Origin of the sequence: Archaeoglobus veneficus SNP6 (assembly GCF_000194625.1) — an archaeon.
GTDB classification, from domain to species: Archaea; Halobacteriota; Archaeoglobi; order Archaeoglobales; family Archaeoglobaceae; genus Archaeoglobus_C; species Archaeoglobus_C veneficus.
In genome coordinates this window covers 182641-197573 of sequence record NC_015320.1, presented here as the reverse complement: position 1 = coordinate 197573, position 14933 = coordinate 182641, and the positions used below count along the sequence as shown (strand labels likewise).

Here is a 14933-nt window from a genome sequence, read left to right as displayed (position 1 = left end):
AACCCATCCAATCTCCTAAAATAGAATTTACATGTTGAGAACGCGCACCCTATGGTTTCGCAAAACAAACCTAAGTGGCCGAAATTTATTTGTATTCGTTACTATGATGATAGTTATAATGATAAAGAGGAGGTGTGTTGATAATGGCAGACTGTGAATTTCTGGCAAAATGCCCATTTTTTAACAACATTGCGTTGCCTGCGACAGCAGAAATCTTGAAAAAGAGGTACTGTAAGGGAGACTTCAAAAACTGTGCAAGGTACCAGTTGAGAAAGGCTGGAAAAGAGGTTCCTGAGAACCTCTGGCCTGATGGAAAAACTGGCTAAATTCTTCTGAGATTTTATTTTTTGTTTTTCTTTTATTTAAATAAAGCACCTACCAACATCTCCACTTCTTTCAGATTGATAGCAATATTGTCTGAATCAAACAGAACAATAGGTACTCATTCCCAAACACGGGTACGAGATAAGACGAACACGTATTAACCTAAATTTAACCCCCAAACACTACCTCCGGCAAAGGCAGAATAACCCGGCATCAACAGAAAACGTTATAGCTTCCCCGCATGCCATGCCATGGGGATTACGATGATCGTAACACCAGATGACCTGCTGGTTGAGAGAAGCAAGTCCATTGACGAGTACATAGAGAAAGTAAGGCCTATCGTCGAAAAAGTAAGGGAAGGAGGAGATGAGGCGCTGATAGAGCTGACAAAGCAGTTTGACGGCGTTGAACTTCAGTATATCAGGGTCCCATCTGAGGAAATCGATGCTGCATATGAAGAAGTCGACGACGAGATTATAGACGCACTTGAAGTTGCAAAGCAGAACATAGAGCGTTTTCACTCCATAACGTGCGTTGAAAGGGACATGTTCATAGATTTCGGCGATGTTGTACTGGGGAAGAGGTACGTACCCCTGGACAGTGCGGGAATATACGTTCCCGGCGGGAGAGCGAGCTACCCCTCAACAGCCCTCATGGCCGGCATTCCAGCGTCAATTGCAGGAGTAGAAAGAATCGCTGCATGCACACCGCCGGACGAAAGGGGGAAAGTTAAGCCGCTCACCCTCGTCGCCTGCGATATAGCAGGAATAAACGAGATTTACGCCGTTGGTGGAGCCCAGGCAATTGCAGCTCTCGCCTATGGAACCGAAAGTGTGAAGCCTGTTGATAAGATAGTCGGGCCGGGAAACATCTACGTTACGGCAGCAAAGATTCTCGTTTCGAAGGATGTGCCCATCGACATGCCGGCCGGCCCTTCTGAAGTCCTTATTATTGCAGATGAGACCGCAAATGCAAGATTTGTAGCTCTCGATGCTTTAGCTCAGCTCGAGCACGATCCTATGGCCATTGCCGTCGTTCTCACAACATCGGAAAAACTTGCGAAAGAGGTGCAATCGCTGGCAGAAGAGCTTGGAAAAGGTCTGAATCTCGAAAATCTAAGGATTGCCGTTGTAGACAGCATAGACGAGGCAATTGAGATCTCAAACAAGTTCGCTCCAGAGCACCTCGAAATGATGTTTGAAGGGGCCGAAAACTGCATGGACAGAATAAAGCACGCTGGAAGTGTTTTCGTCGGAGAATACAGCCCTGTTGCTGCTGGCGATTATGCATCCGGGACGAACCACATCCTTCCCACTGCAGGATATGGAAGGCGTTACTCTGGCCTGAGCGTTGAAACATTTTTAAAGCACATAACCTTCCAGAAGCTCAGCAAGGACGGACTGAAGAGAATAGGCCAGGCAATAATCACGCTTGCAAATAAAGAAGGTTTGCCGTTTCACGCAAAATCCGTCGAAGAGAGGTTGAAAGAATGAGGAAGTACACAAGCGAGATTGGAGAAGAGGACGTAGGCAAGGAGGTAACGCTCTACGGATGGATTCACGAGGTTAGAGACCACGGTGGGCTGGTATTCGTAATTTTGAGAGATAGAGAGGGGTTCATCCAGATTACGCTGCCTAAAAAGAAGGTTGACAGAGAAATCTTCAACAGGGCAAAAAAGGTTCGAAGGGAAAGCGTTGTCATGGTTAAAGGCATTGTAAAGGCTGAACCAAAGGCTCCCGGAGGGTACGAGGTTATTCCAACCGCCTTCGACGTGCTCAATGAAGCCGATGCGCCTCTCCCGCTTGATGTTGCCGAGAAGGTTCCGGCGGAGCTCGATACAAGGCTCGACCACCGCTACCTCGACCTGAGAAAGCCGAAGATCCAGGCAATATTCAGGATTAGGCACTGCATGCTTCAAAGTGTTCGCAGGTTCCTGTGCGAAGAGGGGTTCATTGAAGTTAATACGCCAAAAATCGTGTCGACCGCCACAGAAGGTGGAACAGAGCTGTTCCCAATAAGCTACTTCGAAAAAGAGGCTTTCCTGAACCAGAGTCCTCAGCTCTACAAGCAGGTTTTGATGGGTGCCGGCCTTGAAAAGGTCTTCGAAATAGGCCCCATTTTCAGAGCTGAAGAGCACAACACCGTAAGGCATCTCAACGAGGCGATATCCATCGACATCGAGGCGAGCTTTATGGATCACGAGGGGGTCATGGATGTGCTCGAGCGACTTGTGGCAAGAATTTACGAGGATGTAAGCGTTGAGTGCGAGAAATTCCTCTCGTGGCTCGACATCAAGCTTGATGTGCCCGAAGTCCCCTTCGAGAGGTTGAAGTACGATGAAGCCATAGAGATTGCACACGAAGGTGGAGAGGACATACCGTGGGGCGAAGATCTTAGCACGGCTGCGCTGAAGATCATCGCAGAACACATGGACAGCCACTACTTCATAGTTGATTGGCCCACCGAATCAAAGCCATTCTACGCGATGCCTTACGACGATAAGCCGGAAGTTTGCAAGAGCTTCGACCTGATGCATGGCTGGCTCGAACTGGCGAGCGGTGCACAGCGTATCCACCTCTACGATCTCCTCGTGAAACGCATAGAAGAGTGCGGAATGAGTCCCGAAAGTTTTGGCTTCTACCTCGAAGCTTTCCGCTACGGCATGCCACCGCACGCTGGATGGGGGCTTGGAGCAGAGAGGCTGCTGATGTCGATGCTTGGCCTTAAGAACATAAGAGAGGCGATAATGTTCCCGAGGGACAGGCACAGGCTTGTCCCCTGATTTCTTTTTTGTTCTTTTGACGAAGGCTTAATTACACATCTTCAAGAACAAAGTTTAAATAAGGATGGGGGAGAGGGGGATGAAATACGCAGTAGGAGGAGTTAGAATTGGCCGAGATAACGGAAGTTAGAATATATAAGGCGAGAGGAGATGGGGCCGTTAAGGCCTATGCGTCTGTATCTCTGGACAACGAATTTGTTGTGAAGGGAATAAAGGTGCTGGAAGGGGAGAACGGCCTCTGGGTAAGCATGCCCAGCAGAAGGGCAAAGGACGGTACCTTCCAGGATATATTCCACCCCGCAAGTAAAGAGGCGAGGGAGAAGATAGTTAACGCTGTTCTTGAAGCCTATAGGGAGCAGGTTTAAAGAGTTCAACCTTATATTCATTCATTAATACTTCTTCTCCATTATTTTAAAGTCGATAACAAGTTTTTTATAAAGTTCATGCACAGATTCAGGTATGGAAGAAGGGGTAACGAGGATCGGTGTTAGCCTTCCAAAAAACCTGCTTGACGAGTTTGACAGCATTATCAGGACGAGGGGCTATTCCTCAAGAAGTGAAGCTATAAGAGATGCAATCAGAAACTACATCGCCGAATACAAGTGGCTCGAGAAAGAAGAAGGGGAAATCGTTGGTGTGGTCACAATCCTCTATAACCACCACTACAAGGGGACAAGCGATGCAATAATCTCGCTCCAGCATGACTTCGGCGACGTTATAACAACCACCCTCCACATACACCTCAACGAGGATAGCTGCCTCGAGATGGTCATTGTAAAAGGAGATATGGCAAAAATAAAGAGGCTCGTTGATAAAATAACGACGATAAAGGGTGTAAACAACGTAAAACTGATTACGGCGCTGAAGGAATAAGCTGAAAAACTTTTTGCACCCAAACCTTCAGGGGATTAAGTTTAAATACCGTGTGGAATTATGATGAATTGAAGCGGGGTGGGGTAGCCAGGTAATCCCGGCGGGCTCATAACCCGCAGATCCGTGGTTCAAATCCACGCCCCGCTATATGCCCTTCCTTCGCTACCCTCCCCTATGATATGCAGAAATTGTGGGACAGAACTTGTGTCGCCTGCTGCGTTCTGTCTCGTCTGCAACACGAGGAATGCCCTTGGATGCGGCCTTTTTTGCGATGGTAGTAATATTTACCTTTTCTTCATAGCCGCAAGAGGGCATGAGTCGTTTAAAATAGCTCTGTATGAGGACGAGTTTGAGATTTCGAGGAGAAACGCCTTCGAGCTTGCTGCAGAACGCATGCACGAGAAAAGAGTTGAGGATGTTTTCGTTTCAGGAACAGACAGAAAAGCCATACTCGATGCAGCCGAGTGGGTGAGGAGAACAGCGATTCATCCGGTTTCGGTAATAACAACAGACACCTTCAACTCTCCTGAAGAGTTCTGCGACGCTATTTCAAGGCATTTGAGGGCGAAAACCGTTCTGCGGAGAATAGACGCAAGGCCAGAGGATAAAATTGGAGGAGCACATTCCACAATAATAGGGGGTAGAGAGGGAGCGAAGCTTCTTCACAGGATTGCCACATGTGAGTACGTAAAGAAGATTGTCCCGGGAGTTATAGAGGCAAAGGGCACGGCTGCTGGAGGGGGTGTAAGGTTGAAGCTCAACAGGAGCGACGAGAGGGGCAACATAAGGGCAATTCTAATCGATGGGGCGAGCGTTCAGAAGGTTCTGGTAATTACGACTGCCTCAAACGCAGAGGAGGGAGAAGAAGTAAGAAAGATACTCGAAGGTTACCTGCGTTCCTGAATTACAATCTCTGTTGTGTACTACCCGTCGTGAACCCAGTGCTCCCCGTCGGTAAAGACCTCTTTCTTCCATATCGGCAGCTCTTTCTTTATCAGCTCCATGCTGTCCTCGAGGGGTTTCCACACATCCTTTCTGTGCCCCCCCATGATGACAACATACACAATGTCCTCTCCCGGCTTTAAAATGCCATCCCTGTGGTGGATTTTAACTTCCACCACTCCAGGATAACTCTTGAGTTTTTCCTCAATATCTATGAGCTTCTCTGTGTAAAGTTCGTCGTACTTCTCGTATTCCAGCCTTTCGACTTCCTTACCATCGGATATCTTCCTCACGAAGCCGACGAAGATTCCTATAGCCCCACACCTTTCGCTACCCTCGCTCCGCTTTACCTTCTCCACGAGGGATTTCAGCGTCTCCCACTCGCTGGCTTCAAAATCGTCGAATCCTTTGAGTATGGCACAGTCGTAGCCAAGGTCTGCAAGAAAGTCGAGGACGTTCTTCAAATTTACTCTGTCAGCCTTGAAGGTACCCACATCTGTTTTTATCAGCTCTCCATCTCTCTCGACGATGGCTACCCTGCCAGAAGCCATGCATTCAGCTTCTCCGCCCTTCTCAGTGTCCTTTCCCAAAACGAGCACCCTCAGAACTCAACCCTCCTGATGTCAAGTGATGGTAGTTCTATCTCAGCATAAACACCGCTTTTCAGAGTTCCCGGACAGAGTATTGTAGGTTTTCCTCTCTTTAAGTAGAATGCGTGGATGTGACCAAATACCATCACCTCAACTTCCAGTTCCCTCGCGAGGTAATAGATGTCCATGAAGTCAGGCATTTCAGGCATGTGCTTGACGCCAAATCTGACGCCTTCGACTTCGAAAACTGTTACTTCCGGAAGCTCTTTTTTGAGCTTCGCATCATCGCAGTTTCCGTGAACGGCCCTAACATCATACTCCTGCGAAAGAAAAGAATAGACGTCGTAGGACACGAAATCTCCGGCGTGGATAATCAAGTCTGCGTCGAGCTTTCGCAGGACTGACTCAGGCTCAACCATATGAGTGTCGGAAACCGCAACGACCTTCATGGCTCGAGTGACAGGTGTCCGTAGTACTGTTCGTAAAGATCCATGGCCTTTCTCATCATCTCTATCGTTTTATCCTTCTCCTTCACCCTCAGGCTGTATATGTGTTCTCTGGCCTCCATGTATTTGTTGAAGGCCTTGCATGCGAGTGAATCAATTGCGTTACTTATCTTTACAAAGTCGTCTATAGTCATGTCGGGAAAGGTCTTGAGGAGTAGCTTTTTAAGGTGCAGGAGTTGGGCGATGCTCTCACCCGGCGTCAGATTTTTATCCGTCGCGAGAAACCTCATTAAATCGTCCACCGCCTCGTCCACATCCACCTCTCTACCTTCATAGTATGCTTCGACGAAGCCGAGGAGTGCTTTTGTGCATTCCTCTATGTAATCCGTTATCTCAATTACTGGCTCTACTGGATAGTTTGCCAGTAGAAGCTTCTGCCAGTCTTCAAGAATCTTTTTCCTCTTTTCTTCACTGAACTTTATCATGAGTTACCATTGATGCGTTCCGATTATAACTTCTTTCCTCGATAAGTAAAAAATGAGGGAAGGAGAAAATTACCAAGGGTGGGTACCCACCACGACCTCTTTGCCTGTAAGGTTCTTGACTGTTTCAACCACCTTATCGAGGTCAAGCGAGCATCCTCCGAGGTTTATGGCGGTTTTTATACAGTTTCCTATAAAGACAACGTCATATTCATCGAACCCGTCTATCCACTTGTTGAAGAGCTTCAGCTTTGGAACAATGTATCCTGGACAGCCGCCACAGCTAACAATTCCAATCAGTTCGACCTTGTCAAACTTCTCAAAGTTGCCAAGTCTCTCCCTTGCGGCAGTCATGCACCTCTCACAACCTATGCAGAACTTACTTCAACCTTATAAGATCGATTGATGGTAATTCAGCCCGATATTGTCCCGATGAGCATAGAGAGGTAAACGACCCCGAGTGTTATGCTTGCGAGCTTGTACATCTGTTTTGCCTTCTCCCTGCTTGGAGAGAGGGCAAATTTCACGGCTCTGTAAAGGAAGTAGGAAACTACGGCAGTGGAAGTCACAAAGTAAAGCACGCTGAGGGGCGCGACAAAGAAAAGAACAGCAACGGTTACAAGCATGAACGCAACGCTGAGCACTATTGCCCATGAAGCGCGCTCCATACCGACTACGAGGGGTAGCATTGGGATGCGGGCGTTGCGGTAGTCTTCCTCAAAGTACATTGAAAGGTACCAGATGTGGGCGGGAATCCACAGAAGAATTATCGCCGCTGCAAGAATTCCTGCAAGCTCAATTCTGCCAGCAGCAGCCGTCCAGCCTGCTAAACAGGGCATCGCTCCTGCAAGACCACCGAGGACGATGGAGTACGGACTTTTCCTTTTTAGCATGATTGTGTAAACGATTATGTCGAAAAAGAGGCCAAGGAGCAAAACCAAGGCAAGATACGCATTTACGAGAAGCCCAAGGCCGAAGCCTGCTACGAACAGGACGAGGCCGTAAAGAGCACAGCCTACGGGGCTGAGCCTACCCGATGGTACGGGGCGGTGCCTCGTTCTGCACATCAGCGCATCTATGTCGCTGTCAAGCCACATGTTGAGTGCTGTTGTTCCAGCAACCGCCAAAATCGTCGCGGTGAAGGTCGCAGCGAAGTGAGAGGGTAAAAAAGGCTTCTGATATAGTTTGAGGGCAATAGTGTATGCTACGACACACGTGACCATGAGAAGAGTTGTTTGCTTGGGTTTTATGACTTCAAGGAATGATCTTGCATCAGGCATGAATGAAGGGGAAAGCTGGCAGATACTTCAAAGTTTCGGTTTACTGGGTTTGAGGCGATTGTTGATGAAAAATAACTTGCTGGCATCATGCCCTAGTAAACTCACCTCCCGATTTCTTTGCTATTTTCAAGAGTGTGAAAACAAGAGTTGTGATGAGGTACTTTCCCATCGTTACAAACTTCGGAACAAAAAATCAAAAAATTGGGGTTACTCAATCTTAATCTCCTTCTTCTGTGCCTTTTCGGTCTTTGGCAGTACTATTTCGAGCACTCCGTTGTTGTAGCTGGCCTTTGCTTCTTCGATCTTCACTTCAGCAGGTAGCGACACACGCCTGTAAACCTCGCCGTACCTGCGCTCCTGTCTTATGAAGTCCTTGCCCCTCTCTTCCTTCTCCTCTTTCCTTTCAGCTCTGATTACAAGGTCTCCGTCTTCAACGTAAATCTGGATGTCCTCCTTGTTGAAACCTGGCAGGTCTGCGACAACCTTGATCTTATCACCCTCATCGATTACGTCCACGGGCATCGCAGCAGGAACCGCAAGTTCCTCTGGAGCAAACTGCCTGCTAAATCTCTCAAACTCCTCAAACATCCTGTTCAGCCTGTCATGCATTCTCCTCAGCTCCTCAAACGGGTCGAGAAAGTGTCTCATCCCCATCACCTCCTTAACTTTTGTACATTTACCTACAAATCCTAACTAATTGTTAGCTACAATAATATTTAAGTTTTTCGGTGAACTTTAATGCAGTTCCAGCGTTGAAAACACGTGCACACAAAAATTTGCAAAGATCTCCAAGAATACATCGAAAGCAGAAGGTACAGGGAGGAGTGGAGAAAAGTCGTAAGCTATGCAAGTGAGCTTCCTCGACTGATGGAGAGCGAGGATTGCAATGTCAGAAAGAAGGCCGTGTATGCAATGGGAAAGCTGACAGAAGAAGGTTACGCAGACTTCTCAGCCCTGCTGCAATCCGCCCTCGACGATGAATGTGAGTGGGTTAGAGGTCATGCAGCCGAAGCTCTCGGCAGGCTCGGCATTGCCGATGAGAGAATAACCGAATTGCTTAAAGACGGCTGTCCGTGGGTGAGACACAGAGCTGCAGAGGCTGCTGGGAGAATAGCAGAGGTTAACCCGGAGTTTGCGAAGAAGACCTACAAGGCTCTGATCGAGAAGCTCAAAGACAGGAGTTCCTACGTACAGTACGTTGCCATCGAGGCTCTAAGGAGGTGCATGAAGGTTCTCGATGAAAGTGAGAGAAGAGAGGTCGAAGCTGCGTTAAGCTCGTTCAGCCCTGAAGGCAGCGCGGAATCAGACCCTGAAGCATCATCGCGTCAGCAATAGCAAGGCTGACCATAGCCTCAACCACCGGCACGGCTCTCGGCACTATGCACGGGTCGTGCCTGCCCTTAACGACTATCTCTTCTTCCTTCATCGTCCTGAAATTTACAGTTCGCTGGGGCTTTGAAATGGACGGTGTGGGCTTTATTGCAGCCCTGACGATAATGTCGTCCCCGTTTGATACCCCACCAAGGATTCCGCCGGCGTTGTTCGTGGCAAATCCGATTCTACCATTTTTTATCACAATCGGGTCGTTGTGTTCGCTGCCTTTCATCCTCGCTGCTTCGAATCCGGCGCCTATCTCAACACCCTTCACTGCAGGAATCCCCATGACCGCATAGGCTATGTAGGCGTCGAGCTTCATGAAAACGGGTTCACCCAAGCCAGCGGGTGGATTTTTCACGATTACCTCCACCACACCCCCAACGCTGTCGCCTTCCCTCCTCGCTTCGATGATGCGCTCCTCCATCAGCTTCGCAGCCTCGCTGTCTGGACATCTGACATCGCTTTTCTCAGCCTTCTCGACTATCTCCTCAAAACTCATGCCATCAACGTTACAGCTTACGCCGGCGATTTCCTTCGCGTATCCTCCAACCTTCACACCAAACCTTGCGAGGAGGTGCTTCGCTATAGCTCCCGCTGCCACTCTCGCAGCAGTCTCTCTTGCTGAGGCTCTTCCACCACCACGCCAGTCTCTGATGCCGAACTTCGCAAGATACGTGTAATCTGCGTGTCCCGGGCGGAGCAGGTCCTTAATCTCTTCGTACGGCCTCGAATCCACATCTTTATTCCAGATGAGCATGGATATTGGTGTGCCGAGTGTTTTACCTTCAAAAACTCCAGATAGAATTTCGACTTTGTCTTCTTCTTTTCTCTTTGTTGCAAGCCTCCCACCCGGTTTTCTCCTGTCGAGCTCCCGCTGAATTACCTCACTGCTGATGTCGAGGCCAGCAGGACAGCCATCAACGACACAGCCTACAGCTTTCCCATGGCTTTCGCCCCACGTTGTTACGCGAAAGATGTGGCCGAAGGTGTTTCCAACCATGCATCACTTTAGCACAGCCTGGTTTATAGCTTTTTGTGGTTTTTAGGATGCTCGCAGCTCACTCCATAGACTCGATAACCCTTCTGGCCCTCTCAAAAACGACGGCATTCATCCACATAACCTCAGACAGACTTTCAAGAGACTCTACTGCCTCATTCTTCGCTATCAGCCCCATCTTCACAGCCTTAATCAGCACACCAACGCTACCAGCGATTTCCAATCTCAGGCCAGCAGCAAACCTCCTAGCTGCGATGTCGTCGAGCAGGACGGGCAGGCCCTTCTCTCTTGCAACAAGGATTGCTGCAGCCTCTCCAGCATGTATGCCCGCTCTGCTTGCAATCTCTTCCACTCCCCCAGGGTTATCGCAAACCTCAATCCACCTACCGATTTCACCTTCGATGAGAAAAGCATCCGGCTTACCCAGCTTTTTACCCGCATCAACCACTTCAACCTTAACAAGCGAGGGGAGTATGATTCTACCAAAGATATCCTTTAGTAGAAAAAGTCTGCCAATTTGAGCGAAGTGAATAAGTGGACCAGCATTGCTAACGGCGGTCATTTCATCGCCCAGCGAACGTCAGCTTCGAGGTCTTCAATGTCGTATCGGAAAGGAATGTTCCTCAGCCTTAGCTGTTCAAGAGCCTCTCTGTAGGTTATACCAGCTATTTCCGCTGCTTTCCAGAGAGACACCTTACCTTCTCTGTACATCTCCATTGCCTTCTTTACCCTGTATTCTCTCAGTGATTCCGTTAGGAGTTTCCTGATGATTGCTCCCTTGTCAATTCCTTCTTCCCTGCTGATTTTCTCCAGCTCATCGAGCAGTTCCTTGGGCAGCCTTACGGAGGTTGTCACCATTCTCATGTAATGCAACTTAGTATGATGTAATACATAAAGTTTACCGGAATCTTGTCAATCCCTCCTCCCTTATTCCCAAGCCAACTCTTCGATAAAATCAGTCAACCAAGCCATAAAGCCCCTCAACGGTACACTCATCCGGCCCCTTATCATCCCTGAGTCTCAGAAAGACAGGAGCCCTTAACTTTCCGTCTTCAGTAACTTCGAGAAACTCGACCTCACAGACATACACAGGCTTAACCCAGTGCACTCTTCGCTTGAATTCTGCTTCGAACCATGGCTTGCTAATTTCAATCTCCTTCAGCTTCTCGTAGAACCAGTCTATGAAGTCGGACTCGAAGCCTGTGCCAACCTGACCAACGTGGACGAGTTTATCCCCTGATTTCAGGGCTAAAACAAGGGAACCGAACTTCCCTTCTCTAACCCCCTCGCCCTCCAGCCAGCCGACGATTATACAGTCGAGGGTCTTTCGCTTCTTCATCTTGACCCATGCGGCGCTCCTCTTTCCCGGCTGGTACGTGCTGTTTTTACGCTTGGCCATCACGCCTTCGAGTCCCATTTCAATTGCCTTTCTGTAAAATTCTACTCCCGCCCCTTCTATAAACTCAGATTTCGTAACCCTCCTTGCCTCTTCCGCCAATTCGTCGAGAATTTTCTTCCTTTCCACTAATGGTAAATTCATTATCCACCCGTCGCTTGCCGTATAAAGCACGTCGAAGGCTATGTAAACGGCGGGAATCCTTTTCGAGAGGATTTCAATCTTTAGCCTGCTGTCAACGTGATCTCTCTGCTGCAAAAGGGGGAACGACGGCTTTCCATTATGGAAAACGACTATTTCTCCATCGAGCACGGCGTTCTGCGACTCAAAATCGAAGAAGTCAAGCTCGGGGTAGCGATACGCTATCTCAATCAGCCTTCTGTTTTGCAATCTAAGTCTCTTTTTCCCAACATCAACGAAAGCTATGCAGCGCGTCCCGTCCCACTTTATCTCATATATATAGTCGTCACTGCTGAAAGGTTTGCCTCTGACTGCCAGCATTGGCTTGATTTTTCTGTTGAACCAGTCTTCCATTGTCTGCCTCCTGCAATGTTCCAGACGGGAAAGTTCCTTTGTGTACCGGTTCTACCGCGACCGAAGTTTCGTCTAACTAAGATTCTTTCACAGCCTCGAGGCTTGCCTTCAGTGCATCCATCAGTGACTTCGCAGCTGTAACCTCCTCTGTAATTGTAATTTCCTTTCCCGCAAGCTTCGCCTCGATTAGTTTGAGCAAAGCTTCCTTGTACTCGTCCTTGTACTCCTCAAGCTTCAACGGCTTTTTCATCGCCAGAATGAGCTGCTTCGCAAGCTCGAGTTCCTCTTCGCTCACGTCAACGCTAATACCCCAGCCCGGAACTTCTGCAGGATTTCGTATTTCATCTATATAGTGGAGCTGCGCGAGCAGCAAACCGCCGTCAAACGCCTTTATGGCTACGAGGTGCTCCCTGCCCCTCATTCCAACCTTTCCTATAGCCATGCTCTGCGTTGCTTTCATCGCCTCCTTCAGCAGGAAGTAGGCCTTCTCACCACCCTTCTCGGGAGCGAGGTAGTAGAAGTTATTATAGTAAATCACACTAAGCTCAGAGGGGTCGAAGAACTGCTTTATCTCTATGCTTTTTACAGACTTCAGCGGAATTTTCTCGAAGTCCTCGTCTGTCAGTATAACGTACTCGTTTTTCGAGATTTCGTAACCCCTAACGATTTCGTCAGCCGGAACTTCAGCGTTGCACTTCTCACACACCTTCTTATAACGAATCCTCCCGCCATCCTTCGCATGCAGGAGATTGAACTTTAGCTCTCTCGTTACCGTTGCTGAGTACATCTTTACGGGAATGCTCACGAGGCCAAAGGATATTGAGCCCTTCCAAGTAGCCTTCATAAGTTAAACTAAGATAGCAATCGATAAAAACTTTTAGTGGGAATATTTAGAATTCTGTGTATTATTTCAACCGCTTATTTCAGCATCCTCGCATTCACTGCAACTATAACCGTGCTCAAGCTCATCAGCAACGCTCCTACGGCTGGTGTGAGCAGTACCGTATCCATAAAGTATGCCCGCAGCGAGAGGAATTGCAAAGGTAGCCGGTGGTCCACAGTAAGTTCTGAAACATCTTTGAATACGTTTTCCTATACAGTGAATTACCGATACGACGTCCCTTGGATCGTTTCTGACTAAAATGATGTCAACAGTCTCTATTGCTACATTGCCAGCTTCAATGACTATGCCTGCATCAGCCTGAGCTAAAGCGAGAGCATCATTTACACCAGATTGTAGCATACCCGAAAAGCCCACATTAAAAATAGGGTAAATATTTATCTCCTCACTTCAAAATGCCAGATATGCCTCTGCTTTTCGGCACTGCAGGCGTCCCACACGCTTCGAAGGATAGAAGTACTGCCGGAGGTGTTAAGACCATAAGTGAGCTTGGTCTCGACGCAATGGAGGTGCAGTTCGTCAGGGGCGTTAAAATGGGCGAAACCAAAGCCAGAGAGGTCGCAACAATGAGCGAGGCTTTAGGCGTTGCCTTGAGCGTTCATGCGCCCTACTACGTCAATCTCAATTCGGAGGACAAGTTTGAGGACAGCGTCAAGCGAATAGTCGATTCTGTAAGAATTGGAAGCATATTCAACGCAAGGAGCATAGTTTTCCATGCAGCATACTACCAGAAGTCGTCGAAGGAGAGAGTTTACGAAAGGGTGAGGAAGGGTATTGCAAAAGTTCTCGAATACATGGAGCAGCATGGTATAAAAACGATTCTCAGGTCAGAAACCACTGGAAAGGCCACGCAGTTTGGTGAACTTGACGAACTGCTGAGACTAAGCCAAGAGCTCGAAAACGTTATGCCGTGTGTCGATTTCGCACATATCCACGCGAGGTACAGGCGATATAATAGCTACGACGAATTCTGCGAGATTCTGAGCAAAGTTGAGGATGTACTCGGAAAAGAAGCGCTGAAGAACATGCACATGCACGTAAGCGGGATTGACTATGGCTTAAAGGGTGAGAAAGCACACCTTAACCTTGAAGAATCGGATTTCAAGTACGTTGAGTTGCTGAAGGCCCTGAAGGACTTTGGTGTCGAGGGCATACTGATATGCGAAAGCCCCAACCTTGAAGAGGATGCGATGCTTCTTAAGAAAACCTACCAGAGCCTATGAGAATTGGCAACGTGGAGCTCACACCTGAAAAAGCCGTAATAATCGAAAACACGGCGATAATAGCTGACTTACACTTGGGATTCGAGAACGTCATGCAGGACTACGGCGTAGCTTTTCCAAGGATGCAGATAAGAGACATTATAGCGAACACGAGAAAAATTCTGAAAAAGTACGATATTGAAAGGCTAATAATCGCTGGCGATTTGAAACACGAGTTCAGCAGGAACCTGCCCTACGAGTGGGAGGACGTAGAGGCTTTTCTCAAGGCTTTTTCCGGCGTGAAAATTGAGGTTATTAGAGGAAATCACGACAACTTCCTCGCTGCAATTCTCGCAAAACACGGTATTGAGTTGAAGGAGAGCATTGACGTTGGGGGCTGGACGGTTGTGCATGGCCATAAGGAATGCGAAGCTGAGAGAATAATTATGGGGCACGAGCATCCGGCGGTCAAGATAAGGAAGGGCGGTTTGTACAGTTTCCCCTGCTACCTCCATGTTAAGGGTGAAAGGGAAATTATCGTCCTTCCAGCTTTCTCTCCTCTAATGTCTGGAAGTGACGTTCTGAACATCGACTCCTTCCTTTCTCCGATTCTGCACGTGAACGCTGATGATGTCGAAGTCTATGCCGTGGATGAAGAGGTCGTGTACCTCGGAAAAGTCAGGGACTTGAGACGGGTCGTGGGCAGTCTCGAATAGCCTTGCTCGCTATCCCTCGCTTTGCCTGTGGATTCGTTGAGTGCAAAAAAGGGATGTTTTGCAAGACACAATATTCCTGCCAGGGCTGCTC

General features: G+C 48.2%; 20 protein-coding genes, 1 tRNA gene and 1 pseudogene. 10 read left to right on the top strand and 12 right to left on the bottom strand.

Going from position 1 to position 14933, the window contains the following annotated elements:
* The first annotated feature begins 143 nt into the window (after positions 1-143).
* The 7 genes from ARCVE_RS01105 (at position 144) to ARCVE_RS01075 (ending at position 4882) form a co-directional block, all read left to right on the top strand.
* Positions 144-326 carry a hypothetical protein gene (locus ARCVE_RS01105; RefSeq protein WP_013682938.1) on the top strand — a complete coding sequence of 61 codons (183 nt, stop codon included), beginning with the start codon at positions 144-146 and terminating at the stop codon, positions 324-326.
* Positions 327-587: 261 nt separating this feature from the next.
* Positions 588-1817, top strand: coding sequence for a histidinol dehydrogenase (gene hisD / locus ARCVE_RS01100; protein WP_048086090.1), 1230 nt, complete (start codon positions 588-590; stop codon positions 1815-1817).
* A complete protein-coding gene (gene aspS, locus ARCVE_RS01095) occupies positions 1814-3106 on the top strand; it encodes an aspartate--tRNA(Asn) ligase (protein WP_013682936.1) in 1293 nt (430 codons plus the stop codon). Before hisD ends, aspS begins: the two co-directional genes overlap by 4 nt.
* Positions 3107-3213: 107 nt before the next feature.
* Positions 3214-3471, top strand: coding sequence for a SpoVG family protein (locus tag ARCVE_RS01090; protein ID WP_013682935.1), 258 nt, complete (start codon positions 3214-3216; stop codon positions 3469-3471).
* 94 nt (positions 3472-3565) lie between these two features.
* Entirely contained in the window at positions 3566-3979 is a 414-nt protein-coding gene (gene nikR / locus ARCVE_RS01085; protein ID WP_013682934.1) for a nickel-responsive transcriptional regulator NikR, read from the top strand.
* A 72-nt stretch (positions 3980-4051) separates the two neighbouring features.
* Positions 4052-4126 (top strand) — tRNA-Met (locus tag ARCVE_RS01080).
* 27 nt (positions 4127-4153) lie between these two features.
* Positions 4154-4882, top strand: coding sequence for a DUF2103 domain-containing protein (locus ARCVE_RS01075; protein WP_013682933.1), 729 nt, complete (start codon positions 4154-4156; stop codon positions 4880-4882).
* Between the two features lie 20 nt (positions 4883-4902).
* On the opposite strand, the gene ARCVE_RS01070 is transcribed toward ARCVE_RS01075, so the two are convergent.
* The 6 genes from ARCVE_RS01070 to hsp14 all read right to left on the bottom strand — a co-directional run bounded on the left by ARCVE_RS01070 (position 4903) and on the right by hsp14 (position 8367).
* Positions 4903-5520: a molybdenum cofactor biosynthesis protein MoaE gene (locus ARCVE_RS01070; protein WP_394295108.1), complete on the bottom strand. Its 618-nt coding sequence runs from the start codon at positions 5518-5520 to the stop codon at positions 4903-4905.
* A gap of 2 nt (positions 5521-5522) precedes the next feature.
* Complete coding sequence (locus ARCVE_RS01065; RefSeq protein ID WP_013682931.1) at positions 5523-5960, bottom strand: YfcE family phosphodiesterase; 438 nt, start codon at positions 5958-5960, stop codon at positions 5523-5525.
* Positions 5957-6442: an RsbRD N-terminal domain-containing protein gene (locus ARCVE_RS01060; RefSeq protein ID WP_013682930.1), complete on the bottom strand. Its 486-nt coding sequence runs from the start codon at positions 6440-6442 to the stop codon at positions 5957-5959. Before ARCVE_RS01060 ends, ARCVE_RS01065 begins: the two co-directional genes overlap by 4 nt.
* Positions 6443-6511: 69 nt before the next feature.
* Complete coding sequence (locus ARCVE_RS01055; protein WP_048085437.1) at positions 6512-6811, bottom strand: CGGC domain-containing protein; 300 nt, start codon at positions 6809-6811, stop codon at positions 6512-6514.
* 41 nt (positions 6812-6852) lie between these two features.
* Positions 6853-7719 (bottom strand): heme o synthase, encoded by an 867-nt coding sequence (gene cyoE, locus ARCVE_RS01050; protein WP_013682928.1) that lies wholly within the window; start codon positions 7717-7719, stop codon positions 6853-6855.
* 207 nt (positions 7720-7926) lie between these two features.
* Complete coding sequence (gene hsp14, locus ARCVE_RS01045) at positions 7927-8367, bottom strand: archaeal heat shock protein Hsp14 (protein WP_013682927.1); 441 nt, start codon at positions 8365-8367, stop codon at positions 7927-7929.
* A 114-nt stretch (positions 8368-8481) separates the two neighbouring features.
* Between hsp14 and ARCVE_RS01040 the strand changes: the two genes are divergently transcribed.
* Positions 8482-9054: a HEAT repeat domain-containing protein gene (locus ARCVE_RS01040; protein ID WP_013682926.1), complete on the top strand. Its 573-nt coding sequence runs from the start codon at positions 8482-8484 to the stop codon at positions 9052-9054.
* On the opposite strand, the gene aroC is transcribed toward ARCVE_RS01040, so the two are convergent.
* From aroC to ARCVE_RS01010, 6 genes and pseudogenes are all read right to left on the bottom strand, one after another.
* The gene (aroC, locus tag ARCVE_RS01035; RefSeq protein ID WP_013682925.1) at positions 8999-10096 is read right to left on the bottom strand and encodes a chorismate synthase; all 1098 of its coding nucleotides are present in this window, start codon (positions 10094-10096) and stop codon (positions 8999-9001) included. The genes ARCVE_RS01040 and aroC overlap by 56 nt on opposite strands.
* 58 nt (positions 10097-10154) lie before the next feature.
* Positions 10155-10655: a hypothetical protein gene (locus ARCVE_RS01030; protein ID WP_013682924.1), complete on the bottom strand. Its 501-nt coding sequence runs from the start codon at positions 10653-10655 to the stop codon at positions 10155-10157.
* Positions 10652-10957: a UPF0175 family protein gene (locus ARCVE_RS01025; RefSeq protein WP_013682923.1), complete on the bottom strand. Its 306-nt coding sequence runs from the start codon at positions 10955-10957 to the stop codon at positions 10652-10654. Before ARCVE_RS01025 ends, ARCVE_RS01030 begins: the two co-directional genes overlap by 4 nt.
* A 91-nt stretch (positions 10958-11048) precedes the next feature.
* Positions 11049-12023 carry a non-homologous end-joining DNA ligase gene (ligD, locus tag ARCVE_RS01020; protein WP_013682922.1) on the bottom strand — a complete coding sequence of 325 codons (975 nt, stop codon included), beginning with the start codon at positions 12021-12023 and terminating at the stop codon, positions 11049-11051.
* Positions 12024-12099: 76 nt separating this feature from the next.
* Positions 12100-12867, bottom strand: coding sequence for a non-homologous end joining protein Ku (gene ku / locus ARCVE_RS01015; RefSeq protein WP_013682921.1), 768 nt, complete (start codon positions 12865-12867; stop codon positions 12100-12102).
* A gap of 74 nt (positions 12868-12941) precedes the next feature.
* A pseudogene (locus tag ARCVE_RS01010) lies at positions 12942-13266 on the bottom strand (heavy metal translocating P-type ATPase); the annotation flags it as partial.
* Between the two features lie 62 nt (positions 13267-13328).
* Between ARCVE_RS01010 and ARCVE_RS01005 the strand changes: the two are divergent.
* Together ARCVE_RS01005 and ARCVE_RS01000 are read left to right on the top strand one after the other, a co-directional pair.
* On the top strand, positions 13329-14147 hold the full coding sequence (locus tag ARCVE_RS01005) for a TIM barrel protein (protein ID WP_013682920.1): 819 nt from the start codon (positions 13329-13331) through the stop codon (positions 14145-14147).
* Positions 14144-14842, top strand: a complete 699-nt coding sequence (locus ARCVE_RS01000) for a metallophosphoesterase (protein WP_013682919.1) — start codon at positions 14144-14146, stop codon at positions 14840-14842. Before ARCVE_RS01005 ends, ARCVE_RS01000 begins: the two co-directional genes overlap by 4 nt.
* The last annotated feature ends 91 nt before the right edge of the window (positions 14843-14933 follow it).

What these genes read in the sequence shown, in the direction of transcription:
- ARCVE_RS01025 (WP_013682923.1), bottom strand. Translation starts at nt 10,957, where the DNA reads ATGAGAATGGTGACAACCTCCGTAAGGCTGCCCAAGGAACTGCTCGAT.
- ligD (WP_013682922.1), bottom strand. Translation starts at nt 12,023, where the DNA reads ATGGAAGACTGGTTCAACAGAAAAATCAAGCCAATGCTGGCAGTCAGA.
- aspS (WP_013682936.1), top strand. Translation starts at nt 1,814, where the DNA reads ATGAGGAAGTACACAAGCGAGATTGGAGAAGAGGACGTAGGCAAGGAG.
- aroC (WP_013682925.1), bottom strand. Translation starts at nt 10,096, where the DNA reads ATGGTTGGAAACACCTTCGGCCACATCTTTCGCGTAACAACGTGGGGC.
- ARCVE_RS01000 (WP_013682919.1), top strand. Translation starts at nt 14,144, where the DNA reads ATGAGAATTGGCAACGTGGAGCTCACACCTGAAAAAGCCGTAATAATC.
- ARCVE_RS01005 (WP_013682920.1), top strand. Translation starts at nt 13,329, where the DNA reads ATGCCTCTGCTTTTCGGCACTGCAGGCGTCCCACACGCTTCGAAGGAT.
- cyoE (WP_013682928.1), bottom strand. Translation starts at nt 7,719, where the DNA reads ATGCCTGATGCAAGATCATTCCTTGAAGTCATAAAACCCAAGCAAACA.
- hsp14 (WP_013682927.1), bottom strand. Translation starts at nt 8,367, where the DNA reads ATGAGACACTTTCTCGACCCGTTTGAGGAGCTGAGGAGAATGCATGAC.
- nikR (WP_013682934.1), top strand. Translation starts at nt 3,566, where the DNA reads ATGGAAGAAGGGGTAACGAGGATCGGTGTTAGCCTTCCAAAAAACCTG.
- ARCVE_RS01030 (WP_013682924.1), bottom strand. Translation starts at nt 10,655, where the DNA reads ATGACCGCCGTTAGCAATGCTGGTCCACTTATTCACTTCGCTCAAATT.
- hisD (WP_048086090.1), top strand. Translation starts at nt 588, where the DNA reads ATGATCGTAACACCAGATGACCTGCTGGTTGAGAGAAGCAAGTCCATT.
- ku (WP_013682921.1), bottom strand. Translation starts at nt 12,867, where the DNA reads ATGAAGGCTACTTGGAAGGGCTCAATATCCTTTGGCCTCGTGAGCATT.
- ARCVE_RS01065 (WP_013682931.1), bottom strand. Translation starts at nt 5,960, where the DNA reads ATGAAGGTCGTTGCGGTTTCCGACACTCATATGGTTGAGCCTGAGTCA.
- ARCVE_RS01075 (WP_013682933.1), top strand. Translation starts at nt 4,154, where the DNA reads ATGATATGCAGAAATTGTGGGACAGAACTTGTGTCGCCTGCTGCGTTC.
- ARCVE_RS01105 (WP_013682938.1), top strand. Translation starts at nt 144, where the DNA reads ATGGCAGACTGTGAATTTCTGGCAAAATGCCCATTTTTTAACAACATT.
- ARCVE_RS01060 (WP_013682930.1), bottom strand. Translation starts at nt 6,442, where the DNA reads ATGATAAAGTTCAGTGAAGAAAAGAGGAAAAAGATTCTTGAAGACTGG.